Genomic DNA, 23,569 nt, shown 5'->3' with positions numbered 1-23,569 from the left:
TTAGAATTGTCGGTCAAACACCAAGCTCTTTTGGGCGTAAACTTCCGGTCAGAAGGCCTCAAGCTACACTCAAGGATAGAGGCTAGGAATTACCTCGTCTTTTGAGGTTTGGGCAGGCAGCGATCGCGACATTTACAAGAAGGCTTGATGTAATGGTTCAAAAAATTGCTTTATTCAACCACAAAGGCGGAGTCAGCAAGACTACAACCACATTCAATTTGGGCTGGATGCTTGCCTCAAAAGGGAAAAGAGTGATCCTTGTAGACAGTGATCCCCAATGTAATCTCACAGGCATGGCTTTGGGAGAAGAAACTGAGGATGACGAGGCGAGAATTCAAGAAATCTACAACACAACTTCAAACATCAAGACAGGATTGGCTCCCGCATTTGAGTCACAGCCGAGAGCGATTGAAGCTGTTGATTGTGTTCCCATACAAGGTCGGAATGACTTATTTCTGTTGCCTGGTCATGTTGGTTTTGCCGAGTATGAAGTAACACTAGGCATTGCTCAAGAATTAAGTGGCTCAATTCAAGCTCTCAAGAATCTACCCGGTGCCATCAATGATCTGCTTGAAAAAACGGCAACTAAGTTCAATGCAGATTATATGCTGATTGATATGAGTCCAAGCTTAGGCTCGATTAACCAAAATCTGCTCATGATCAGTGACTTCTTCTTAGTGCCGACTACTGCTGACTTCTTCTCTGTAATGGCGATCGACTCTTTGGCGAAAGTCTTGCCAAGATGGTATGCCTGGGCAAAGTCAGCAAGCTCACTTCAAACTTTAAAGGAAGCTAATTATCCGTTCCCTGATGTAACTCTGCGATTTTTAGGGACGATCGTTCAAAACTATCGAATTATCCGAGGTAAAGAGACGGCTGCGTTTCAAACCTGGATCAAGAAGATTGAGCAAGCTGTCTCTGACAAATTGGTTCCAATCATGAGTCAGAACCATATGATGCTGCCGAGTCAGATTTACAGAGATCAGGGAATTCAAGGCAGCTTCTCTCTGGCAAAAATTTCAAACTTCAATAGTCTGATTGCTCTATCTCAAGAACATAGAACTCCAGTTTATGCGTTAACCCCTAAACAGTTGGGTCAAACAGGAATTGTTTTGGACAACAACCAAAAGAAACAGGAGGAGTTCAGACAAACTTTTTCAGATTTGGCAGACAAAATCATTGCACTAAGTTCCGAAAGCTCGCCGTATGCAGTCAGCGCTTGACCAATTTCGCATCAGTATTGGTCGCGTCCGAGACCTGATTGCACTTCATAACTCTGTCAAAGCTCAAGCTACTGGCGCACTTGATATGTCAGATATGTTACGTGCTGCGCTGGTTCTTGCTGTGAGCGCGTTGGATTATTATGTGCATGAAGTTGTGACGCTGGGAATGTTGCAAATTCATCGAGGACAGCGTTCTGAACCAACAACTTCAGCGTTCTCACGCTTTCAAGTGTCGTTGGGTGGCGCACGTCAGGACCGACTAACCGCGATCGATATTGCCTCTTGGCTTGAAAATGAAATTCAACAAGCTCAAGGTTATACATTTCTCCAGCAATCCTACCCAGTTTCAGCTTTGATCCCCACACTTTCTAATAGCCTCATAAATAGGCTAAATAATACCTCTTGGTTAGAGGATGAGATCCGGGAACGTCTGGGATATCAGAGCTTTCAGCAAGCAGACAAAATCGCTGAGGCGATCAGATACATCTCAGATAAAAAGCTGTGGGATGAGATGGCTATTCAGATGACTAAACCCGCAAAAGATATTAAGCAACAACTAACTTCGATCGTCGATCGGAGAAACAAAATTGCTCATGAAGCCGACATAGACCCAACTTTTAATATTGGAAGTCGATGGAACATTGATGAGGGGCTTGTTGGCGATGCCGTTGACTTTATTGAAATGCTTGTTGAGAGCATCCATCAAGCGCTGTAGAAATAGCACTTGGTAGAAGCAAGCGTAAATCGATCAGAGAAATGAACAAATCTTTACATTAGATGCAGACGCGATAAAATCGAACAGTCAGCTTCGTCGCGCTTGTCGTTGTCCCAATGAATTTAGAAGACAGAATTTCAGAGATTGCACCGCCTCAATCCGCTCAGTCAGATAGTGTGGCGGCAGGCGGCAGTGACCCGACTCGCTTTGATTGGCGAGAAGCTTGGCATCTGATCGCTTATCTCGCCGATCTCGATCAGACAACGCCGACCCCATTTACGTTACTAGAACGCGATCTTGTGATCTGGTGGGATCGCCACACTCAAGCTTGGCGAGTGTTTGATGACCAATGCCCTCACCGTCTCGCATCCCTTTCTCAAGGCAGAATAGCTGAAGACGGCTTGCTAGAGTGCCCCTATCACGGCTGGGCATTTTCAGGAGACGGACAGTGCGATCGCATTCCTCAACAAGCGACAGACGGAATGGCTCATCTTTCTAAAAGAGCCTGTGTTGCCTCGCTGCCCACGGCTGTGCGTCAAGGTCTGCTGTTTGTCTACGCGGGTCAGCCAAAAAATGCTGAAAAAGTCACCGTTCCGATCGTCGAGGCGCTCGAAGATTCCACTGAATGGGTCTGTCTCAACACCTTTCGCGATTTGCCCTATGACGCTCTGACGTTATTAGAAAATGTCCTCGACTCTAGTCATCTGCCCTTCACACATCACAAATCAGTCGGCAATCGCGCTAACGCTGCCCCTGTTGAATTAGAAGTCGTCAAGTCCGATCGCCAGGGCTTTCAGGGCGTGTGGGCAGAAGGTCCGCGTCGAGGCACATTGGGGCGGCAAGACACCACCTTCGTTGCTCCGGGCTTAATGTGGCACGACCTCACCTCAGAGCAGTTTGGCAGAACCCTTACAGTTGTTTACGCCACACCGACCCGCAAGGGAGAATGCCGCCTATTTGCGATTTTTCCGTTTAAGTTTTCTTCAAAAATTCCAGCGTTCTTCATCAAACTTACGCCGCGCTGGTATTCTCACCTCAATCAAAACGCCATTCTTGAAGACGATCAAATCTTCCTGCACCTGCAAGAGCGCTATTTAGAACGTCAGGGCGGCAGTTCTAATTTTGCTAAGGCGTTTTATCTGCCCACGAGCGCCGATCGCTTTGTGACAGAGTTTCGGCAGTGGGTCAACCAATATCAGGCAGATCCGTTTCTGGGTGAAGCGTTGACTCCGGCTTTATCGCCCGCACAACTGCTCGATCGCTACCAGTCTCACACCCAAAACTGCGCCAGTTGTCGAGCTGCCCTAAACACAATTCAGCAAATTCGCAGCACTTGTGTAGGCGTTGGAGTGATCGCGATCGCCACGATTCCGCTCTCGACCCTTTGGCTAGACCAACCCTCTGCCATGATTGAGACAGTGACGATAGCGCTAGCCGACATCATCTGGCTGGTGCTGGGTCGGTTTGAAAGGCGATTTTCTCAAGGTCAGACCGTGCCACCACGCAACCTGGCAGAAAAGCGGCGATCGTCTGGCTCATAAGCACTACTAAACTTATGGACCCTCTCCTGCGGGAGAGGGGTTTGGGGTGAGGGTTCTTCTCGCGATTACGCTACGCTCAAGTAGTCAGCTAAGGCTTCAGACCCGCCGATCAGTTTGCCATCGATAAACACTTGCGGCGCAGTGACGGCTCCGGTGATGGCGCGTAACGCTCTTAAGTTGGCATCGCGACCTAAGACAATTTCTTCATAGTCCATGCCGTGATCGGTCAGCATTGACTTAGCACGGGCGCAAAACGGACATCCCTCTTTCACAAATAGAGAAACAACTTTCGGCTTCTCAGCTTGCGCGTTGATGTAGGCAAGCATCGTGTCAGCATCCGAGACTTTGAATGGGTCGCCCGGTTCTTCTGGCTCGATAAACATTTTCTCGATTACGCCATTTTTCACCAGCATCGAATAGCGCCACGATCGCTTGCCAAATCCTAGATCTGACTTTTCGACCAGCATGCCCATGCCTTCGCTAAACTCACCGTTGCCATCAGGAATCAGCGTGAGGTTATTAGCTTCTTGGCTCTTTGCCCACTCGTTCATCACAAAGGTGTCGTTGACTGACACGCAAAGAATTTCATCAACACCATTGGCTTTAAACACTTTTGCCAACTCGTTATAGCCGGGTAAGTGAGTCGATGAGCAAGTAGGTGTAAAGGCACCGGGCAACGAAAAAACAACGACCGTCTTATCAGCAAACAGATCGTGGGTGGTCAGATCGACCCAATGGTTATTTTGCCGGGTGTGAAAAGTCACGTTAGGAACGTGCTGTCCTTCTCGGTTAGGCAACATAAAAATTAGCTCCTCGACGGTTACTAATAGAGCGTACTCGTAATGAGTATGAGTTGTCAAGCAAGTGATGGGCAACTTTTCCGACAATGTTTTGTCAATAACAAGTTATGTGACCGGACTGAAGTCGCGCAGCATTTTTTTAAGTTCCATGCCGTGTAGCTCTTCTTGCCCAATCATGGTGCGCGCAAATTCTTCTAGATAAATGCTGGCATCTGACACCACTTCTAGCAGATCTTTATATAAACCTAAAGCCGCCGTTTCGTGATTGAGGCTCTCTAGCAAAATGTCGTAGATCGAGTGTTCATAAGTTTCTTCGATCGGAGCAATTCGCAAACTTGGATGCCCCTCTAGCCCGGTGAGAATTTCTCCTGCTTGCTGAGCGTGCAGCAGCGATTCGGTGGCTTGGGCTTTTAGATATTGCACGATCGGAATCCGGTTAGGGCCCGTCACCATCAGCGAATAGTGAGTATATCGAACCACACCTGATAGCTCCGCCTCCATGATCGCATTGAGCAGGCTTGTTGCCGATTGAATATCGAGTTCTCTCATCGTAGTAAAACGCCCTCAGAAATAGATAATTAGTCAGAAATGGCCGATCGAGCTTTGCGAATCGGGAAAATAGCCCGACCTGCAAGGCTTTGAAAGTAAATGCTGCCGATCGTGATTAAGAACACGCCATAGCCGATCGCCTGCACCAGATATAGGCGTTGCGTGTAGCCAAATAAAGCATTGAGAATGACTCCAGGAAAGCGATCGTCGGGTAACACTTTGCTGGTATTCCACACCATCGGCCCTAAAATGCAATCGCGGTCTTGAGGCTTGGCAAATCGCTCTTGAAAGAAACACAGCCCCGCCGATTTGCGATCTAACTGCGCCAGTGTTTGCATCGCGGTGTCAAAGTGCCCTAATGAGGTGACAACTAAGCCCGACACGATCAGCAGCAACAAGGCTCCCATCACCATAAAAAATAGCCGCAGATTGAGCCTAACGCCCCACTTAAACAGCAAGGCTCCGATGCCTGCTGCGACTGCGATGCCGCTCAGTGCGCCCAGCGCAGGAACTAAACCCTGCTGAAATTTTGCAGCGATAAACAGCACCGTTTCAAACCCTTCGCGCAAGACTGCAAAAAAAACCAGGGCAAAAACGCCCCAACCTGCCCCGGCGCGATGGCTGAGGGCAGACCCGATCGCGCCCTCGACGTTTTGCTTCATCATCCGGGCGTTTTGCGTCATCCAGATCAGCATCCAGCTTAAAAACCCGATCGCCATCAGGCTAAAAACGGCTTCTAGCAGTGGCTCGATCACCGGAGAATATTTTTGGTTGACCGTTCCTAAGTTGGCAATTAGCCAACCAAACAACTGACCAATCACTCCGCTCACTAATAGACCAACTAAAACCCCGCCATAAACCCACGAGTTTAAATCGCTCTGCTTGGCTTTTTTGAGATAAGCCAGCACAATGCCGACCACGAGAGCCGCCTCAACGCCTTCTCGGAGGGTAATCACAAATGTCGGTAATGCAGAACTAAAGTCCATGAGTCGCAGTTAAAAAGTAGTAGGGTGATCGAAAAATGGAGTGACAGTGGTTTAAGCCGTCACTCCATTGTTGATAGATCAAGAGGATGCAGTCTTTTGAGCAGATTGCTCGATCGTCTTAATCAACTTAGAGACTTCGACTGGTGTTTTGACTGGGGTAGCCGGGGGCAAGACGGAGGGCCAAGCCTTCATCAGCTCTGCCATTGTGGTTTGAATGGTGGTGTTTGCCCTGGCTCTGTCTTTTGCCATTTGGGGTGCGATCGCTTTATAAAGCTCATTGGCATAAATTACAAAACCACGAGAGTCTTGATACTCGATCGCTTGAGAAATCTTACCATCGGCAATGGCGGCTGTATATTCTGAATTGGCGGTGTCTAACAACCCATTGATCGTTTGCAGCACAAAATCAGGCGAGGTGCGCTGAGTCTCTGGGAGGGCAGCGATCGCGCCGTCTACAGCTTGCATAGAAGTCTTAAACTCGGTGTCAACTTTATTCGCATCTTTTGCGCCCGCTTTGACGGTATCTTGCAGTGCAATTAACCCCGTCTTAAATTCTTTGATGTTGCGATCGTTGAGCTGGTCTTCGACATCGGCGTAGATCTCTTCGACTGGGTGCCCAATATGGGGTTCAGCTTGATCGGGCTTTTGCAGATCTAACAGTTCTTTGGCGACCAACATGTGTCCTTTCATCAGCCCCAACTTGGTCATAAAGTCTACGTCTTTGGCTTCGCCTGTGAGTTGGATGTCTTCGATCGTCACCATATCTTTGACTTGATCAAATTGCGCTTGGGTGATCACATTTTTAGACACCAATTCGTCTACTTTTGCATAGGGGCGGCTGGCCTGAATGCGGTTAGATAGTGCCGGAACGCCTAACATGGCCTCAATTTTATCTAGCTCAGACAAAATTGCGTTGTTGATATTAATCTTGGGCTTGCCGCTGTGCATCGAGTGGGGCGACATCTCTGATTGAGCTACGGGACTCGCAGGCGCAGACGCAGTTGGGGTTGAAGTTTGATTGCTACACGAAATCAAAACTGACAAGCTAAACGCTGAGAAGAACAGGGCGAAGAAACGTAAGACAGACATAGATGTATCCAAGTGAGGTGAAAATGACCAGAGCAACGAGATTCGGTTAGAAAAATTACTTAATGAAAATGATTTCTATTAATCAAACGTGAGAGTTATTGTCACCCTTTATAGGAATACTTGTCAATAAATCTCGATCGCTTTCCCTCAATTTCCTAAAAACGGGATCATGCTTTGCTGCCGATTACGTCAAAGAACCCCATGCAGCCTGCTTCTGCAATGTTGTCTTGATGGGGATGGAACATAAATTTTCCGGTGTTGTGATAGCTAAATTCGAGAATATGTCGCTCTGCCGTCCCCATCGTGATCACGTCTGTTTCATAGCTGGGTGTGAGCGATCGCCCGGTTTGATTGACCCGAAACATATTGGCGTGTAAGTGAAACGTCGCCACCGGGTCAAATTCGATCATGTTCAGCACATAGAGCCGCACTAGCTGATCTTGCTGAATCGGAATCGGATTCTTCATGTAATAGTGAGGCAGTCCGTTAAAGGCATATAGCTCGTTTTTTTGGTCGTCATTTACGTCATAGCCCGCCATAATCAGCACCATCTCATCCGCAGGGGGGCGGGGTTGCGGCGGATCGATGATGAACATGCCATACAAGCCTTTGCCGATGTGACGAGTTACCGGGGCAACATGGCAATGATAAAGATGCACTCCAAACGGTTTTGCGTCAAACTCGTAGATCATGACGCTGCCATTTTTGACTGGCTTGATGCCATCCATATCGGCGGGATGTTCGCCATGAAAGTGCAGCGAGTGAGAGTGCCCAGCGCGATTATAAAAAACGACTCGAATCCGATCGCCCTCGGTGGCGCGAAATGTGGGGCCGGGCACTCGTCCGTTGAGATTCCAGGTGATGAATGAGTGAGCGTTGTCAAGCTTGATCGTGGAAGTCTGCGCTTCGACTCGAAACTCGCGCACCGTACGACCATTTTCTTGGGTGACGGTGCCATAGTCAAAGTCACGCAAAATCGACATCGGATTCATTCCCGATCGGTCAGTCGAAGCAGATGGCACTGGCGGAATGATCACCGACGATCGCTTACCTAAGAGACGGGTTGCCGCGATCGAGGAGGCTGCGACTCCAGCCCCGGCAATCAGCCCCCACTGTAACAATTGACGACGATTCAGGATGGATTTTTCCAGCCTTTTTTGATTTGACATTGTGACTGACTAGAACAACGTAAGGGCTGCTCGATCGACGCTGATATTTACCTTTAGAAGCATAGAACTTCTAGCAGTTTTTAGCAAATATTCTCATTAAGAAGCCACACTTGCTTAAGATTTGAGAACGCTTTGAATGCAGGTTAGCAACTCTTTTGCGGTGTAAGGTTTGGGCAAAAACGCCTGGATTTCTGACCCGATCGCAGGCATTTGAGCGCTAGGCACCAATCCGCTCACAGCAACGATTTTGACCTGTGGGTTGAGTTTTCTCAAGGCTCGAATAGTCGTGGCTCCATCCATCACGGGCATCATCAAATCGATTAGCACCAGGTCAATCTCGCGCTTGTGATCGGCATAGTGAGCGATCGCATCAATGCCGTCAATCGCGGTCAGCACCCGATATTGGTAAGTTTCTAAAACGGCTTGGCTGATTTCGCGAATGTTGGCTTCATCATCGACCACGAGAATTAACTCTCCCTGTCCGATCGCAAACTCTTCGACTTGGGTTGAAGGCGGTTCCTCAGATTTCACCGCAGGTAAGTAGACCTTAAATTGGGTGCCTTCTCCGATCGTGCTGCTCACCGTGATGAAGCCACCGTGACTTTTGATAATGCCGAGAACTGTTGATAGCCCCAACCCTGTGCCTTTACCCAAGTCTTTCGTCGTAAAAAACGGCTCAAAAATTCGGTCTAAAACCTCTGGTGCGATCCCGGTTCCGGTATCTGCAACAGTGACCACGATATAAGAACCCACCTGAGCATCTAGATTCATCCGGGCGTAGGGTTCGTCAATCCACAAATTTTCAGCGATCAGGCTGAGGGTTCCGCCTTTTGGCATGGCATCACGAGCATTGACGCAAAGATTCATCAACACCTGATGTAGATGGGTGGCATCCCCGACCACTAGCCAGAGATCGCTAGCGAGATCGAGATGAACGTCGATCGCTTTGGGAAAGGTTTCTTGAATAATCTGCCGAATTTCGGCGATCAGGTGGCGCACCTGAAGCAGCGATCGCTTGCCCTCAAGCCCTCGCGCAAACGAAAGGACTTGCTTAATCAGCGTCGCCCCTCGATTAGCACTGGTTTGAATCATGTCGAGCAACTGCCGCTGTTTGGCATCATCGCGGCTAGTTTTGAGCAGCAGCAGTTGGGATGCTGCCAAAATTGGGGTCAGAATGTTGTTCAAGTCGTGAGTAATGCCACTCGCCAGGGTGCCGATGCTTTCCATGCGTTGAGCGTGAAGAAATTGAGCTTCGAGCTGTTTTTTCTCGGTGATATCAGTGCTGACGACCAGGATGAATTTTGGATTGTGATGCTCGTCTTTTACAAAAGTCCAGCGACTTTCGACCACTAGTTTTTTGCCCGATCGGTGAATCAAATTTAGCTCACTGTGCCATTTTCCCTGCTCAAGCACCGTTTTTTGAGCCTGTTCGAGTTGGATGGCTTTTTCTGGGTGCAGAAGGACAGTGGCATCTTGACCTAATGCTTCTTCGGACTGATATCCATATAAGCGTTCGGCTCCTGGGTTCCAGAACAAGATTTTGCGAGATAGATCTTGCACAAAAATGGCATCGGTGGTGACATCCAACAGCGCGGCTTGCTCTCGAATTTTTTGTTCTGCTTGTTTGCGTTCGTCTTCGACGCGGACTCGATCGGTGATGTCTTCAGCGATGCCCACAAAATAGAGTAGTTCTCTAGCTTCAGACAAAACGGGGGCGATTTTTAGTTCGTTCCAAAACGGCTGACCGTCTTTGCGATAGTTGAGAATTGTGATTTTAATTTCGCGCTGCTCGGCGATCGCGGCTCGAATCTGAGCCACTGCTTGTTGATCGGTGTCTGCACCCTGCAAAAAGCGACAGTTGCGCCCGATCGCCTCTTGAGCATCATATCCAGTAATGCGCGTGAAGGCAGGATTGACGTAAATAATCGGATTATCGAGCTGATTGGGATCAGTGATCACAATGCTCTCGGTGGTCGAAGCGACTGCACGGGCAAGATAAAGCCTCTCTTCTGCAACTTGTCTCAAAACCAACTCGTTTTGTCTGCGTTCGGCGATCAGCGCTTGCTGGGCTGACCAAGTTTCTTGCTCACGCTTGATCTGCTTCCAATAGGTGTCAAAAAAGCCCAGTAACGCTGGCTCATCAACCACTAAATTCTCGAAGTGGGCTTGAAAGCGGCGATCGTTAACATAGCTTACGTCTGGATGCGCCTCCATCCAAATATGGCAGGTTTTGATGTAGGCAATGAATGCGATCAAGAAGTGATAGTTGGTTTCTCCTAACACGCGCTCTAGCTCAGTTCGGCAAGGTTTTGTGTTCTCCGACTCTAGGGCAATAAAGCTTGCACAAGCGAGCAAACTGGCTTCTAGAGCAGGTGTTAACTCTGACCACGTTTTGAGTTCATCGGGTTGAGCCGAGAGCATGAGTAAATGGTCAATAATATTTAACTCGGTCGGCGGTGGCGATTCGAGCAGCGCTAAGATTTCTCGTGCTTCAACCCCTAACCCATAGAGCGAACAACTGTGGCAAATCATGGAATAGGGAACGGCGCAAAAACGCGAGAGATAGACAGCTAATTTTTCTTTAAATGTGTCAGGCAAAGGATTGTGAATATGGGCAGAAAGCGTTTGCTGCCACAGGTTCTTAAAGACTTGAGGCGTATGAGTGGCAGGGACAAAAAACGGCGGCAGAAAGCCATATGTGTCTTGAATTTCAGCTTGCAGTTGCTCGATCGTGCGTGAAGAGACGGTATCAAGTTCCGCTAATTTACGAGCGGATAAAGTTTTATTCATGGGGTTTGTTTGACAAGCAACGGGTAATTGAATTCTTTCGTGTAAAAAACTGATGTAGCGATGAACACAATCCCGATTCCTCTATTAGTAATCTAACGCATTATAAATATATCAAAGTAAACACCTCTAAAAATTAATTAGTCAGACTTTTTGTGTCATTAAATACATAGTATTGTGAGCGATCGCTATAACAGCCCTGTAGAGATTTGTAATTCAGGAGTTCTTCAAGTTCTTCACAAGTTCCTCAACTTCTTCTTCTATGCTGTTTACACAACTGATTAACGGCAAAAGGAGAAATTGATATGGCAAATCCTAACAAGCTTGACAATCTGAAACAACAGATTAGTTCTAATTCGGCAAGCTGGGGATCTCTAGCAATTCTCGCGATCGGAATCACAATCTTGCTGATGATGATGCTGTCTTATTCACACACGGGTATAGCTTCTTATACGTAGATAAATATTACACAGATCACGTTTGAGCGATCGCTCCAAGTAATGTTGAAAAAACTGACTCGATCGTCAAACTAAATCACTAAATTCCTGGTCTCTTAGGCAGACAGGATGCATATCTCACAAGGGATTAAGGACTTTGTGAGATAGGTGTCTTGTCTGCCTAATTTCATGCAAAAATTGTTTGAAGACTTCTGCAAAATTAGGTTTATAAAGATTCGTAACTTCTTCAGGGATCTCGATCGAGTCGCATCGTTATAGAAACTACAGAAGATCACAACGGTTTCTATTCATTTTCGACATGCCCCATGAAACCATTACCAGATATTAGAGGATCTGATCTTTCGGCAACTCCTAATCACGCAGATGCAATATTGGCTGACATTTTGCTCAATCTATTTCCTACGGCGCGATCGTGGATTTTAGACTTTAGCCGATCGTTCAAGCTGCGCGACATTCAGCTAGGCGATGAATTGGCTAAAAGCGACTCTTCGTCAAACGATCAGCACTTATCGATCGTGTGTCTGGGTTGTGTCCGTCTAGTCAGTTTTGATCAGACTCAGCAGCGAGATGTTCCGGTGGCACTGCTCGAAGCCGGAGACGCTTACGGCGCAGATCGGCAATTTAGCCGTGATCCGTTGCCCTATCGAGCGATCGCCGCCAGTGCAGGCGTAGTTGCTGAGATCGCGATCGCAACGCTAGAACCCTGGCTGCAACAGCATCCCCCACTGCAAACTTATCTACGCGATCGCGCCTTGAGTCAACAGCGACTGATCTTTTTTAAAGTTTCAACCACATTACGATCGCAGTCTAGCCACACGCTAAAACGACTAATGCCTTATGTGACCGAAGTTGGGGTTCCAGCCGGGTCACCGTTAGCGCAAGCAACGCCCACCACCGAGGGTCGCTTTTGGCTTCGTAGCGGTAAGATTCACAGTCAAGCCAGTCCGCCAAATGCACCACCGACGATCGGAGACTATTGGGGCTATCCCGATGTCATGCCTGACGACTGGATAGCCACGACCAATCTGGAGGGTTATCAACTCGCGGTGAGCCACTGGGAGAGCGCTCAAGCCATTCTGCCAACGCTGAAAGTTGAATCGTCTGAAGACGAGACCGAGCCGCCGATCGCTCCCCAACGCAGTCATCGCAGTGCGTCTCTCTCGATGACTCCTCCTCGCACTGCGCCTCCTCCCCAGTCAACCTCGTCTCAGCCCTCGTTACCGATTCAAACCAAGCCTTCAGCGATCGAGTTTGCCAAACCCAGCCGACGACGCGGATTTGGGCAGTCTTACCCATATATTGCCCAGCAGAGCAGTTCAGATTGTGGCGCAGCTTGTCTCGCGATGATCGCGCAATATTGGGGAAAGCGATTTAGCTTAAACATGCTCAGAAATCTAGCAGGAGTCGGACGATCGGGCGCATCGCTCAAAAGCCTCGCCCTCGCCGCTGAGAACTTAGGATTTCAGTCTCGCCCGGTGCGATCAAGCTTTAGCCGTCTGGCAGAACAATCGACTCCCTGGATTGCCCACTGGCAGGGCGATCACTACATTGTCGTCTATCGGGTTAAACGAAATCGCGTGTTAGTGTCTGACCCCGCATTAGGGCGACGATCGCTAACCATTCCCGACTTTCAGGCGAGTTGGACGGGCTATGCGCTGCTGCTTAACCCCACTGAGCTACTGCAAGCGATGCCGTCGTCTAAGCCTTCATTGGGGCGATTTTTGGGCGCATTTGTGCCTTATCAGTCGATGCTGTGGTCGATCATTCTCGCCTCGGTATTGCTGCAAGTTTTTGGCTTAGTTACGCCGCTCTTTACGCAGATCATTTTAGATCAGGTTGTGGTTCACAAAAGCTTGCCCATGTTGCAGGTGTTTATTATCGGGCTACTGCTGTTTGGGTCGTGGCGAATTGGCTTAACGTGCATCCGTCAATATCTGCTAGATTTCTTTTCTAACCAGGTTGATCTGACGATGATCAGTGGCTTTATTAGTCACGCACTCAACTTGCCGCTTCAGTTTTTTGCAACGCGCCATGTCGGAGATATCATCACACGAGTTCAAGAGAATCACAAGATTCAGTTGTTTCTGACTCGGCAAGCGGTGACTGCGTGGTTAGACGCGATTATGGCGATCTTTTATGTCGGCTTAATGCTGCACTATAACTGGCAGTTAGCCTTGATGGTACTGGCTTTGCTGCCGCCGATCGTGATTCTAACGGTGGTTGCGAGTCCATTTTTGAGGCAAACGTCGCGCCAGGTTTTTCATGAATCTGCCAAGCAAAACTCAACGCTCGTAGAAATGCTAACTGGAATCGCAACGGTCAAAGCGACGGCATCAGAACGAGAACTCCGCTGGCAATGGGAAGATGATCTAACAGGACTATTTAACGCCCAATTTCGAGGACAGAAACTCGCGAACGGGCTGCAAAGCATCGGGGGATTGATCAATATGCTAGGCAGCACCGCACTACTTTGGTATGGTGCAACACTAGTGATTCAAGATCAACTCAGTATTGGTCAATTTGTTGCATTCAATATGATGATTGGCAGTGTGATCAATCCGGTGTTGTCTTTAGTTGGGCTTTGGGATGAATTTCAAGAAGTGCTGGTATCGGTTGAGCGATTGGATGATATCTTTAGCGCCCAACCCGAAGAAAGTCCCGATCGCCCTTTGCTAGTTCTCCCTCGCATCAAAGGCGAAGTGCGCCTTGAAAATCTGACGTTTCGCTACAACGCAGACGACGATCGCAATATTTTACAAAACGTTTCCTTCACCGCCAATGCTGGCAACACGATCGCGCTGGTCGGTCGCAGTGGTTCTGGCAAAAGCACCCTGGCAAATTTGCTGCAAGGCTTGTATCAGCCTACTAGCGGACGGATCACGATCGACGGCAACGATCTGCGCCATGTGTCGCCCCAATCGCTGCGCCAGCAGTTAGGCATTGTGCCCCAAGAATGCTTTCTGTTTTCGGGCACGATTTTAGACAACATCACCCTTTATCGACCGCAATATAGTCTCGAAGAAGTGCTGGAGGTGGCGAAACTTGCCGAAGCTCACTCGTTTATTCAGACTTTGCCCTTGGGATATCACACCAAAGTTGGAGAGCGCGGCACCATGCTTTCTGGCGGGCAGCGCCAACGCATCGCGATCGCCCGTGCGCTTTTAAGCAATCCTCGCATTCTAATTTTAGATGAAGCCACCAGTTCTCTCGATACCGAGTCAGAACGCCGATTTCAGAAGAATTTGCAGCACATTAGCCATAACCGCACCACGTTTATTATTGCCCACAGACTTTCGACTGTTCGCAGTGCTGACTGCATTTTGGTGCTCGATCGCGGCATTATCGTCGAGCAAGGCACCCATGAACAACTGATCGCTAAAGGAGGACTCTATGCTCAACTTGCCCAACAACAACTGGATCTTTAATATCAGGATCTCTAATACTAAATTTGATCAAAAAGATCTGCAAAGATACTTGAATCAATTTTTCAAGAAACACTATCATAGATGTGAGAAGTAACGCTCCTAAATACTTCTGACACAGAAATAAAGCAAGTTTAATACACAGGGGTTGCGCTACCAGATCCGTTAAGTCTCTGCACAATACATCGCTTGTCAAGAACCGTTAAAACACTTCGGTTACAGCAACGCGTTGATCTTTTAATTTGTCTTCACACTCATGAGTGATTTCTCAATGCTTTTACCAGAGTGTGTTTCAACACTCCTTCGCTCCGTTGCAATCTGTGCTCAAGTCTATAACGGTTCTCTAACGAATGTCTGATTCTATACCCTGTTGAACTACCATGACTATTCGTATTGAATCCCTGTCTTACGATCGCTCTAATCTGCTGATTGCCCCCCCCGAAGTGGATATGTTCGCTCATAGCTTTCGCGATCTGCCGCCCCCGATCGAGCTAGAAATCGAGTCTGAAATCGCCCAGCTTTATGGCGGTACGGTGGCATCCAGTCCGGTAATGTCTCAACCGATGTCTCAATCGGCGATCGAGCCACAAACCCGCCCTGAAGCAAATCCCTCACTCACGAGCCGCTGGTCTACATCGCTGCAAACCGTTTTAGATCGTCCGTCTCCTACCTTGCCCGATCGTTTAGTGATGGGCGGTGTGATCTTCTGTGCGGCGTTTGCAACCTGGGCAATGACCAGCCAAATGGAAGAAGTCGGACGAGCGCAAGGGCGTTTAATGCCGCAAGGAGAATCTTTTAAAGTTCACCCTGCCATTTCGGGCAAGATTGCTCGTGTCTATGTCCATGAAGGTCAGTTGGTAAAGGCAGGTCAGACGATCGCAGAATTAGACAACGAAATTGCCCTGAATCGTCTGGAAGGATTGCGGCAAGAACGCGCCAGCTATGAAAAAGAACTGCTGCAAACCGATGCTCTGATTGACAAAACGCAATTAGAAGCTCATACGCGGCTTGCGATCGCCCACGCAGAAATTCGCGCTCAAGAGGCCGCGATCGCCCAGGCTCAAGCCAAAATCGCAGGTCAAGACACTACCATCAACCAGGCTGAAGAACGGGCAGTCACTAGTCAAGCGGTGTTGAGCCAATTGCAAACCGATGCCGATTCTCAAAAAGAGCGGCTAGCGCGACTGAAATATCTCGTAGACGAAGGGGCACTGGCGAGAGAACAACTCTTTCAGGCGCAGCAAAACTTTGGCGATCGTCAGCGCGGCATCACCCAACAAATGGGCGAAATTCAGCAAACGCTGGCTGACTCTCAGCGCTCACGATCGAACTTGCAGCAAGCGATCGCTGAGTCTCAAGGCTTACGGGCGCAGCTCACCCAACGCTATGCCGAAGGGCAAAATGCTCAAGTGCAAGCCCAGCAGACCATTCAACAATTGTTGGTGCAGCAGACGCAGATTCAAGCCAAACTTCAGCAGAGTCAGAAACGGCTCCAGCAAGCCCAAGCTGAGATCAAACAACTGACGCTCAAGGCTCCGGTCGATGGGGTGGTGCTGTCGCTCAACGTCCGTAATCGAGGCGAAATGGTGCAATCAGGTCAAACGATCGCCGAAGTGGCATCTCAAGCAGCACCCCTGATTCTTGCCGCAGCATTGCCCACAAGGGAAGCAGGCTTCGTCAAAGTGGGCGACCCGGTGCAGATCAAGTTTGATGCCTACCCTTATCAAGACTATGGAATTGTGGCGGGTAAAGTCACCACGATTTCCCCGGATGTTAAAGTCGATCAGCGATTAGGTGCCGTTTATCGCGTTGAAATTGCGATCGATCGACGGTCTTCTTCTCAAGTCACTCGGCTCAAAATCGGTCAAACTGCCACTGCCGAAATCGTGATTCGTCGCCGTGCGGTTGCAGATATGCTGCTCGACCCGATTCGACAAATGCAAAAAAGTGGTCTTAATTTATAGCCCGTGCATTGCTGAATGTAGAAATTGAATCGTTGAGTTATTGTCATCCGGGCAGCCCCCTAAATCCCAAAATTGGGGGACTTTAAGTCAAAAACTCCAATTCAAAGTCCCCCAGAATGGGGGATTTAGGGGGCAGAAGCCGCTGACACCGAAGCGAGAAAACTCGTCGAACTGACGTGGGGTTAGGAGCGCATTCAACTCTTGATTCTGCAACACCATCAACAGTTAGCCAACTTAAAGGAGATATCTTCATGCACTTTCAAAGTGGTAGCACTGCTCAAAAGCGGAACAAAGTCATGAGTCCTGAGCAGTTTAAGCAAGTGGTTGAGGCAATCACTGAAGGTCGATATTCGTGGGCGTGTGTGCTGATTTTGCGATTTGCCGATTATAATCCCATTCACTTTATTCCTCACCGCACTTATAGTCGGCTGATGAAAGAAAACCGTCTGTTTAGCCAAATGCAGGATCGGCAACTTCAACCAGACCGCAGACCACTGGTCACAAAAGGAGCCACGCAAATTAACGAACTGGCTTATTTAGAAACGATCGAACCCCCAGAAAACGCACCTCACGGCGGCAGTCTTCCAGCCTGGTTTGAAGACATGGTGAAAGAACCTGATAGCCTCAAGCAAGGGTTTCTAGCGCGTCAGCAGGTGACTGATTCGAGTTGGTGCTGGTGATTCTATCGTCCGGGTGGGGTCTGGTTGCCGTAGGGTTTAGGTTGCAGCGTCAGAGAGTTTGCGATCGTGTCATAAAGCCGAGCGGCGATCGCAGTATTTCCGGCATCGGTTAAATGGATGGTGTCATAAAACGTTTCGCCCTGAAAGTTGGTGCCTTCATTCAGGTTGAGCGTCGTCACCCCTTGCGGAAACTGCTGTTTGACTTGGGCGATCGCCTGCTGAAGTCGAGCATAACCTGCCTTAACTCGCGGCGGATAAGCTTGTCCCACCTGGTCAAGAACCTTCTTTTCGCGGGGTGTGAGTGTGTTAGCGCTGCGGCTGGTGATTTCGGGCTGCAATGCGAGCACGATCGGAATTTTTGCCCCTGATGTCAATCGCGCAATTTGTTCTAAATTATTGCGATAGCGAGTCACTCGGCGATCGAGTTCATCGGCGTTGGCTGGAAGCTTTTGTGAAAGCGAACCGTCTGCCTCAATGGCTGGAGGAATCACTAGCTTGAGAGAATCTTGCGGACGCAACACCCAATACTGAACGCTTTTAATTAAGAATGATTGACTAATCCAATTCTTAAACCGCTCTGATAACGCAGTGGTGAAATGCCCAAACGAGTTATCTAACAGAGACTCAATGCCCGGAATATCGGCTCCTTCTTGAGTGCTGGGCAACAGCAAATCGGCATAGCCATCTAACACGACAATAAAGTCAGGCTTATAGGACAAGATCTGAAGTGCAAGTTGTGATAACTCATTGCTAGAGGCATAGCCCGGAACGGCAGCATTAATCACCCGATAGCGACTATCTCGAATGCGGGGCGGCAGTGCCATCGCTTTGGCTAGCTCATCGGCAAAGTAAGGCAACACATCAGGACGAAACTTGGTAGAGTTTGTCTTCTGAGTCGCGACCTGCTGGTTAAGGCGCGTTTCTAACTGAGTAGCAAAAGTGCTTTGATTGTTAGAACTCATTTGCCCAAATGCCATCGAGCCACCCAAGACAAAAATTCTAGTTTCGTCTTTTGCTTTGACTGCGGTGACTGGCTGATTGGCGCGAAACCCCTGTTCGTTGATTTGCCAAGACGAACTTTTTTGATTGCCGACGAGCTTGTAGCCCATTAAAGGACTGCGCTTGGCGGTTAATCGCCCGCGATCGGGCAACCCATCATAAGGTGAGCCAGATTGATCAAGATAGTTTAATCGGTAAGCGGTGACGTTTAACGGTTCGCCATCAAAAGCGGTCAATTCGGGTGCTTTGCCGATCATACCTGTGATCAGCCGCGCCAATAATTCTAAAGTGATTAGCGCGATCGGAATGGCGCTAAAAATCACCCAGCGAGGCAAAGATTTTTTCTTTCTCTGATAAGATGACAGGCTCGATCGGTACGATTTACGGCTCGTTCTAAACATTCAGCAGTTTCCTCAAACGATCGATAGACCCGCTAAGGGCTGTGAACGAACATGCCCAATGGCGCTGACAAAAGTTAAAACTCAATTTTTCTAGAGAGCATAATCTAATGGACTCTAAGGCACAAAAACTACCCCAATAGGTTCAGTATCTTACTACCAAACGTGTCCTGTATCACAACTTCAAAATCTTTAGAACTCTGCCGATCTTGATTGGCACTATAAAAGTCAAAATTTTCTCTTTAAGGAATGCCTGTCACCGCCGCCCAAAAATATTTCTTGAACGATGACAAGTCTAGATCAAGGTGCAGTTTTTTTGACCAGGTATAAACATCAAAACTCACCTGATTATTCGTCACTGCGATATTGCCTAGCAGCGCCACCCAATGACTCGGAAATGGAATCGGCGGCGGATTGGTTTGCAGCATTCCTTCAGCCGTGATCAGCGCAAATGCCACCCCTCCCGATTGAATTGCAGCCGCTGCCTGGTTAAGAGCGCTCACGTCATTCATCAAATAAGCGTGATAATATTCACTTTTGCGGTAGCCTAAGATCTCTTTGATCCAGCCGCGCATCTCCCACGATTTTGTCATTCCTGCCAGGTTACGAATCATTTCGGGCGCATTTGGCTCAACTGGAAACAGCAAATTTTCTGACTGCCGCAACGTGGCCAAGACCATCCAGTCAACCTGACTCATATGCAGGTCACCTCGGCTGGCTTGTCGCAATTCATTCGAGGCCGAGATCCAATGACTGGCGGCTTGAAAATAGCCCGTTTCAAACAGACTCTGACAAATTCGCACATAGCGGAGCGGCTGTTTTCGTACCAACTCAAACAACACCGCCGCCGGGCCGCAAAACGGTTGTCCGCCCTGATTAATCTGAACCGGATCATTCACCCGCGATCGCAGGTCTGCCACGATCGTCGCTTTGTCTAAAAATGCCCAAACACCCGGTAAGCTCGATTTGGCAAACTCGTCGATCGCGCTCACTGCGGGTTGAGTCAGTTTGGCATCTGGAAGATATAAATTAGTTGCGGCATTAGTTACAGTCACGGCGGTGCCTCGCACTGAAGGTTGCTAAGTGATCAAGGTAACATTATTGCTTTTCAATCGTATAATGTCACATTACTTTCGGGTCTGTCCTGAAACCTGTTTAATAGTTTAGAGACGAGTGTTAAAGATGGATGTTTCGACCAATCATCCTCTAATTAAATTTTTGACTGAGGAACTTTTAATTTCTCAAGCGGCGATCGTGTTTGCGCTGCAACACTCTGAGCAGACCCCTACCCTGTTGCCGATGATTCTCTGGAAATATGGATTTGTCACCCTATCCCAGCTTGACGAAATCTTTGATTGGTTAGAACACTATGGCTCCTCTGAAAATTGATTCCGAAGTTCGGCGTTTGGCTAGTGAAGCTTCAACTATTACCCGTTTTCGATGCACCGTTTATGAAACTTTTCTCTTCCATCTTAGGAATTAGCATTGCCGCGTCTTTGCTATCAAGCCTTCCTGCCCAAGCTACCAATCTTGAGCTTCAGGTCTTTAAAGCGATCGATACTCAAGATCCCAGGGTTCGCTGTCCTACAAACGTAGTCGTGACCGAAACCCCACAGCCTTATCGTGAAGGTAGCTATGCGATCGACGGTAAGGCGAATTTGAGCACGATCGCCAATGGATTTACGATCGCAAATAGCGATGACTTTAGTGTCACCTGGGTCGCTAAACTCAAACCACAATATAGACAGTGCAAAGCCACCGCTCGAATTGTTAAATCAGGCAACGAACCCTTCTCAGCGCACTCCTATTTAAGAATGCGATTTGTTGGAGGAAATGCTTATCTGATTCTCGACATGACGGGAATGAGCGATGCAAATGGACTGACCAGCGCGATTCTAAAAAAATCGGTGCAGCGCGGCAACCCGGTCTGGAGTTGGGGCGGAACTGATTAAGTCGCGAGGTCTACTACGATTCGCTGAATGTAAACCCTTATGTGAGTCGATCGACAAGACTCACATTGGGCTATTGATTGAAACCAGAATGCCATCCAAATCGCGAACATAGACAACGGTTTGTCCCCAAGGTTTAACTTTGGGTTCTACCACAATGTCAGCACCCGTCTCGATCGCAATCTTAAAGACGGCTGCTACATCGTCTGTGACAAAACCTACTTCCATCCCAGTGGGTAGACTCGATCGACTGTTTTCTTGAAACCCCTGCGGAAGGTTTGATTTTGCAAGGTCATTTGCGGCAAAAGCAAGCGTCGTTGTCTCGGTTTCCATCTCGGCATATTGCCCACTTTCATCTATGAATTTTTGCTTCAATCCAAATGCCTGCTCGTAGAAAGCAACCGATTGAGCAACATTTCTGACATAGAGAATTGTGTAGGAAAATTTCGCCATTTTTGCTTCTCACGAGAAAACGATTGAAGTAAAGATAGTACATTTGCTCTAATTAGTCAAGTATGATTGTCGCGTTGAGATGAACTAAGGCTTTTTGCAACATACTCGGCTTCACACTCAACCAGACTTGATTGCGATCGTCCTCATGCTCTTAGATTGAAGGACTTGAGTATAATTCTAGGATATGCCCACAGTTTTGCGAGTCGGTTCCTACCGTTTCTACTTCTACAGCCATGAACCAAATGAACCACCACACGCACACATTGACCGCGATAACTTAACAGCTAAGTTTTGGTTAGAACCCGTCAGCTTGGCAAACAATATTGGATTCAGTGCAAAAGAACTACGGAAAGTGCAGGCTGTAGTGCAAGAGAATCAGAAAATTTTATTGGAGGCTTGGAATGGGTATTTTGGCGATTCGATCGGACGAGAGAGTTAAGAATGTCTACTTCACTGAAGACACAATTAGCGTTGATTTGATAGATGGGCGTACGATTACTGTGCCTTTAGTGTGGTATCCAAGACTGCTGAATGCTACGCCTGAACAACGAGCAAAATGGGAAATATGCGGGGGTGGCTATGGACTTCATTGGGAAGCGATCGATGAGGATCTCAGCACAGAAGGAATGTTAAGGGGCGCACCCGCTCCAAAAGCGGCGGCTTTAAGTTGAACGAGGTAGGGTTGCGCGATCGTAACTGGGATTGCTGCATAGTGGCAAAGTTGTGCGGCAGCGGGTAGCTTGTGCATTCCACTGATAACTTCTGCACCGACGAAGTTTTAGTCCTCATACCATCTCCAAGTGCATTAAAAGATATAAACGATGTTGACTGTTAGAAACTCACTCCAAGCAGATTTCCACCCTCATCATCAGTAAGCTTCAGCCTCACAAAAGAGTCGAAGTTAAATTCAGGTGAAAATTCTGTCGAAGGAATCATATCTGAATTAAGAGTGCAAATGTACTGAAAACCAAGACGTTCTGACTCTCTAGTAGCTAGTTCAAGAGCTAGAGCTAGTTGCCGTTCATCGACCCCATCAAAGATCGTACTGTCGTGAATAAGAATATTTGGTGATGGATTACGCTGTGACCAGAGTTGTGCAAGCATCAGGTCATAACAGAAGATTTTCATCTTTCCAATACCTTCACTGCGATCACGTTCGATCTCCACATTGAATTGAAAGCCATTTGGGCCTACATTAATGGCGAGAGTGCCTGGGGCATCGTAAAGAGCTTGCGAGTTTGAATTAAATAATGAGATCGCTCGTTCAGCCTGAGTATGACGTTCTTCATAGTCTCGCCGTGCTCTCTGCTTTAGTAGCTCCTTTTCTATTCTTAATGAACTTTTCCCCTCTTCAACCTTTCGCAGTTCATCAATACGCTGGTTGATATCATTAAGACTAGATCGGGTCTCTAAATATAACTCTTGGAGTCTCGTATATTCCTCTAAAGCACCATGAGTTTGCAACACTTCAAGTCTAGAAGCGCGTTGCTCAGTTTTTCCTCTAGTAATATTATCTAGCTCAGTAATAGCCCGTCTAAGACGCTGAACTTCTGTTGCTAGAAACTCACGTCGATTCTCAATAATTTGGTGATGAAAAGTTTCTACTTCTTCAAGGCGACGACTTACTAAGCCAGGAAGCTCAACGCCAGCACTTTCATATAGCCGAACTACGTCATTTTGAGATGGCTCACCTTCTTGTTCAAGGCTGGATTGATAGAAGGTTAATAATTGACGATTGAACAAGTTTTCATTTGTAACATCGTGAATTTCAGCAGTCAGGAGATCTGCTTCTTGCTGTAGTTCGTTGTACTGAGGGTATACATGGAAGTTACCGAGTGCATCTCGTTTCCTCTGAAGCTGCTGTTCAACTCTAACTCTGGCAGCTTCTAGCTCACCAAGAGAACCAAGAACCCTTGTTGCAACACCAGTTTGGTTGGTTTTCTTCAATTTCTTAAGGCTATCAAGGAGCTTTTCTTGTTCTTTGATCCCTTGCCAATCACTTGCGTCTTCCCAAGAGAGACCCAACAAAAAGGTGTTAAAAACCTGCTTCTCCCACTCCGGTTGCTTTCTAAAATATTCAAAAGGAGTGGAAAATGCATCTTTCCCTGGTCGAATAGAGTAAGAAATTAAACTACGAAAAGTAGGTGAAAACTGCCTCTCTTCATTGATTGGCAAACCAAATGCCAAGGAGCCAAGGACTTTTTTCCAATCTTCTATTCTGAAAAATCTTTCACCCTCTTCAGTTCTTGGCTGAATAGCCCAGCCATTAGTATACTCGCCACGATTGAGAAATGGACTTTTGGATTGTTCTCCCGCATCAACGATAAGATGAGGTTTGTTCTAGAGCAGGAGAAAAGAGGTTGTTAGCATGATTCGGATTGAATTCA

Annotated in this window: 21 protein-coding genes; 11 read left to right on the top strand and 10 right to left on the bottom strand. The window is 47.8% G+C overall.

Annotated features, from left to right (window positions below; translation table 11 throughout):
* Positions 1–152 precede the first annotated feature (152 nt).
* The 3 genes from BRW63_RS20285 to BRW63_RS20275 all read left to right on the top strand — a co-directional run bounded on the left by BRW63_RS20285 (position 153) and on the right by BRW63_RS20275 (position 3,479).
* Entirely contained in the window at positions 153–1,223 is a 1,071-nt protein-coding gene (locus BRW63_RS20285) for a ParA family protein (RefSeq protein ID WP_073074234.1), read from the top strand.
* Positions 1,207–1,938, top strand: coding sequence for a HEPN domain-containing protein (locus tag BRW63_RS20280; protein WP_073074233.1), 732 nt, complete (start codon positions 1,207–1,209; stop codon positions 1,936–1,938). The genes BRW63_RS20285 and BRW63_RS20280 overlap by 17 nt, the downstream gene beginning before the upstream one ends.
* Before the next feature lie 116 nt (positions 1,939–2,054).
* Entirely contained in the window at positions 2,055–3,479 is a 1,425-nt protein-coding gene (locus tag BRW63_RS20275) for an aromatic ring-hydroxylating dioxygenase subunit alpha (protein ID WP_073074232.1), read from the top strand.
* Between the two features lie 65 nt (positions 3,480–3,544).
* Here BRW63_RS20275 and BRW63_RS20270 read toward each other — a convergent pair whose 3' ends face one another.
* From BRW63_RS20270 to BRW63_RS20245, 6 genes are all read right to left on the bottom strand, one after another.
* Positions 3,545–4,279, bottom strand: coding sequence for a glutathione peroxidase (locus tag BRW63_RS20270; RefSeq protein WP_073074231.1), 735 nt, complete (start codon positions 4,277–4,279; stop codon positions 3,545–3,547).
* Positions 4,280–4,384: 105 nt separating this feature from the next.
* On the bottom strand, positions 4,385–4,828 hold the full coding sequence (locus tag BRW63_RS20265; RefSeq protein WP_073074230.1) for a ferritin-like domain-containing protein: 444 nt from the start codon (positions 4,826–4,828) through the stop codon (positions 4,385–4,387).
* Positions 4,829–4,857: 29 nt separating this feature from the next.
* Positions 4,858–5,814, bottom strand: a complete 957-nt coding sequence (locus BRW63_RS20260) for an FTR1 family iron permease (protein ID WP_073074229.1) — start codon at positions 5,812–5,814, stop codon at positions 4,858–4,860.
* A gap of 78 nt (positions 5,815–5,892) precedes the next feature.
* The gene (locus BRW63_RS20255) at positions 5,893–6,903 is read right to left on the bottom strand and encodes a helix-hairpin-helix domain-containing protein (protein ID WP_073074228.1); all 1,011 of its coding nucleotides are present in this window, start codon (positions 6,901–6,903) and stop codon (positions 5,893–5,895) included.
* 167 nt (positions 6,904–7,070) lie between these two features.
* Entirely contained in the window at positions 7,071–8,072 is a 1,002-nt protein-coding gene (locus tag BRW63_RS20250; RefSeq protein WP_073074227.1) for a multicopper oxidase domain-containing protein, read from the bottom strand.
* Positions 8,073–8,186: 114 nt separating this feature from the next.
* A complete protein-coding gene (locus BRW63_RS20245; RefSeq protein WP_073074226.1) occupies positions 8,187–10,862 on the bottom strand; it encodes a PAS domain S-box protein in 2,676 nt (891 codons plus the stop codon).
* 302 nt (positions 10,863–11,164) lie between these two features.
* Here BRW63_RS20245 and BRW63_RS28460 point away from each other — a divergent pair, with 302 nt between their 5' ends.
* From BRW63_RS28460 to BRW63_RS28455, 4 genes are all read left to right on the top strand, one after another.
* Complete coding sequence (locus BRW63_RS28460; RefSeq protein WP_181314439.1) at positions 11,165–11,317, top strand: hypothetical protein; 153 nt, start codon at positions 11,165–11,167, stop codon at positions 11,315–11,317.
* Between the two features lie 305 nt (positions 11,318–11,622).
* Positions 11,623–14,742 (top strand): ABC transporter transmembrane domain-containing protein, encoded by a 3,120-nt coding sequence (locus BRW63_RS20240; protein ID WP_073074225.1) that lies wholly within the window; start codon positions 11,623–11,625, stop codon positions 14,740–14,742.
* 377 nt (positions 14,743–15,119) lie between these two features.
* The gene (locus BRW63_RS20235; RefSeq protein ID WP_073074224.1) at positions 15,120–16,703 is read left to right on the top strand and encodes an HlyD family efflux transporter periplasmic adaptor subunit; all 1,584 of its coding nucleotides are present in this window, start codon (positions 15,120–15,122) and stop codon (positions 16,701–16,703) included.
* A 251-nt stretch (positions 16,704–16,954) separates the two neighbouring features.
* Positions 16,955–17,383, top strand: coding sequence for a HetP family heterocyst commitment protein (locus tag BRW63_RS28455; RefSeq protein ID WP_073074223.1), 429 nt, complete (start codon positions 16,955–16,957; stop codon positions 17,381–17,383).
* Between the two features lie 2 nt (positions 17,384–17,385).
* On the opposite strand, the gene BRW63_RS20225 is transcribed toward BRW63_RS28455, so the two are convergent.
* Both BRW63_RS20225 and BRW63_RS20220 read right to left on the bottom strand, forming a co-directional pair.
* Complete coding sequence (locus BRW63_RS20225; protein ID WP_073074222.1) at positions 17,386–18,783, bottom strand: SGNH/GDSL hydrolase family protein; 1,398 nt, start codon at positions 18,781–18,783, stop codon at positions 17,386–17,388.
* 239 nt (positions 18,784–19,022) lie between these two features.
* A complete protein-coding gene (locus BRW63_RS20220; RefSeq protein ID WP_073074255.1) occupies positions 19,023–19,835 on the bottom strand; it encodes a hypothetical protein in 813 nt (270 codons plus the stop codon).
* A gap of 127 nt (positions 19,836–19,962) precedes the next feature.
* Here BRW63_RS20220 and BRW63_RS20215 point away from each other — a divergent pair, with 127 nt between their 5' ends.
* Both BRW63_RS20215 and BRW63_RS20210 read left to right on the top strand, forming a co-directional pair.
* A complete protein-coding gene (locus tag BRW63_RS20215) occupies positions 19,963–20,169 on the top strand; it encodes a DUF2949 domain-containing protein (RefSeq protein WP_073074221.1) in 207 nt (68 codons plus the stop codon).
* Positions 20,170–20,231: 62 nt separating this feature from the next.
* Entirely contained in the window at positions 20,232–20,732 is a 501-nt protein-coding gene (locus BRW63_RS20210) for a hypothetical protein (RefSeq protein WP_073074254.1), read from the top strand.
* Positions 20,733–20,792: 60 nt separating this feature from the next.
* Here BRW63_RS20210 and BRW63_RS20205 read toward each other — a convergent pair whose 3' ends face one another.
* Positions 20,793–21,182, bottom strand: a complete 390-nt coding sequence (locus BRW63_RS20205; protein WP_073074220.1) for a VOC family protein — start codon at positions 21,180–21,182, stop codon at positions 20,793–20,795.
* 184 nt (positions 21,183–21,366) lie between these two features.
* On the opposite strand from BRW63_RS20205, the gene BRW63_RS20200 reads away from it, so the two are divergent.
* Together BRW63_RS20200 and BRW63_RS20195 are read left to right on the top strand one after the other, a co-directional pair.
* Positions 21,367–21,621, top strand: a complete 255-nt coding sequence (locus BRW63_RS20200; protein WP_073074219.1) for a DUF4160 domain-containing protein — start codon at positions 21,367–21,369, stop codon at positions 21,619–21,621.
* The gene (locus BRW63_RS20195; RefSeq protein WP_073074218.1) at positions 21,584–21,853 is read left to right on the top strand and encodes a DUF2442 domain-containing protein; all 270 of its coding nucleotides are present in this window, start codon (positions 21,584–21,586) and stop codon (positions 21,851–21,853) included. Before BRW63_RS20200 ends, BRW63_RS20195 begins: the two co-directional genes overlap by 38 nt.
* A gap of 160 nt (positions 21,854–22,013) precedes the next feature.
* Here BRW63_RS20195 and BRW63_RS20190 read toward each other — a convergent pair whose 3' ends face one another.
* Positions 22,014–23,369, bottom strand: a complete 1,356-nt coding sequence (locus BRW63_RS20190) for an ABC-three component system protein (protein WP_073074217.1) — start codon at positions 23,367–23,369, stop codon at positions 22,014–22,016.
* Positions 23,370–23,569 lie beyond the last annotated feature (200 nt).

The organism is Phormidesmis priestleyi ULC007 (assembly GCF_001895925.1).
Lineage (GTDB): Bacteria > Cyanobacteriota > Cyanobacteriia > Leptolyngbyales > Leptolyngbyaceae > Phormidesmis_A > Phormidesmis_A priestleyi_A.
This window is presented reverse-complemented; position numbering and strand designations above follow the sequence as displayed.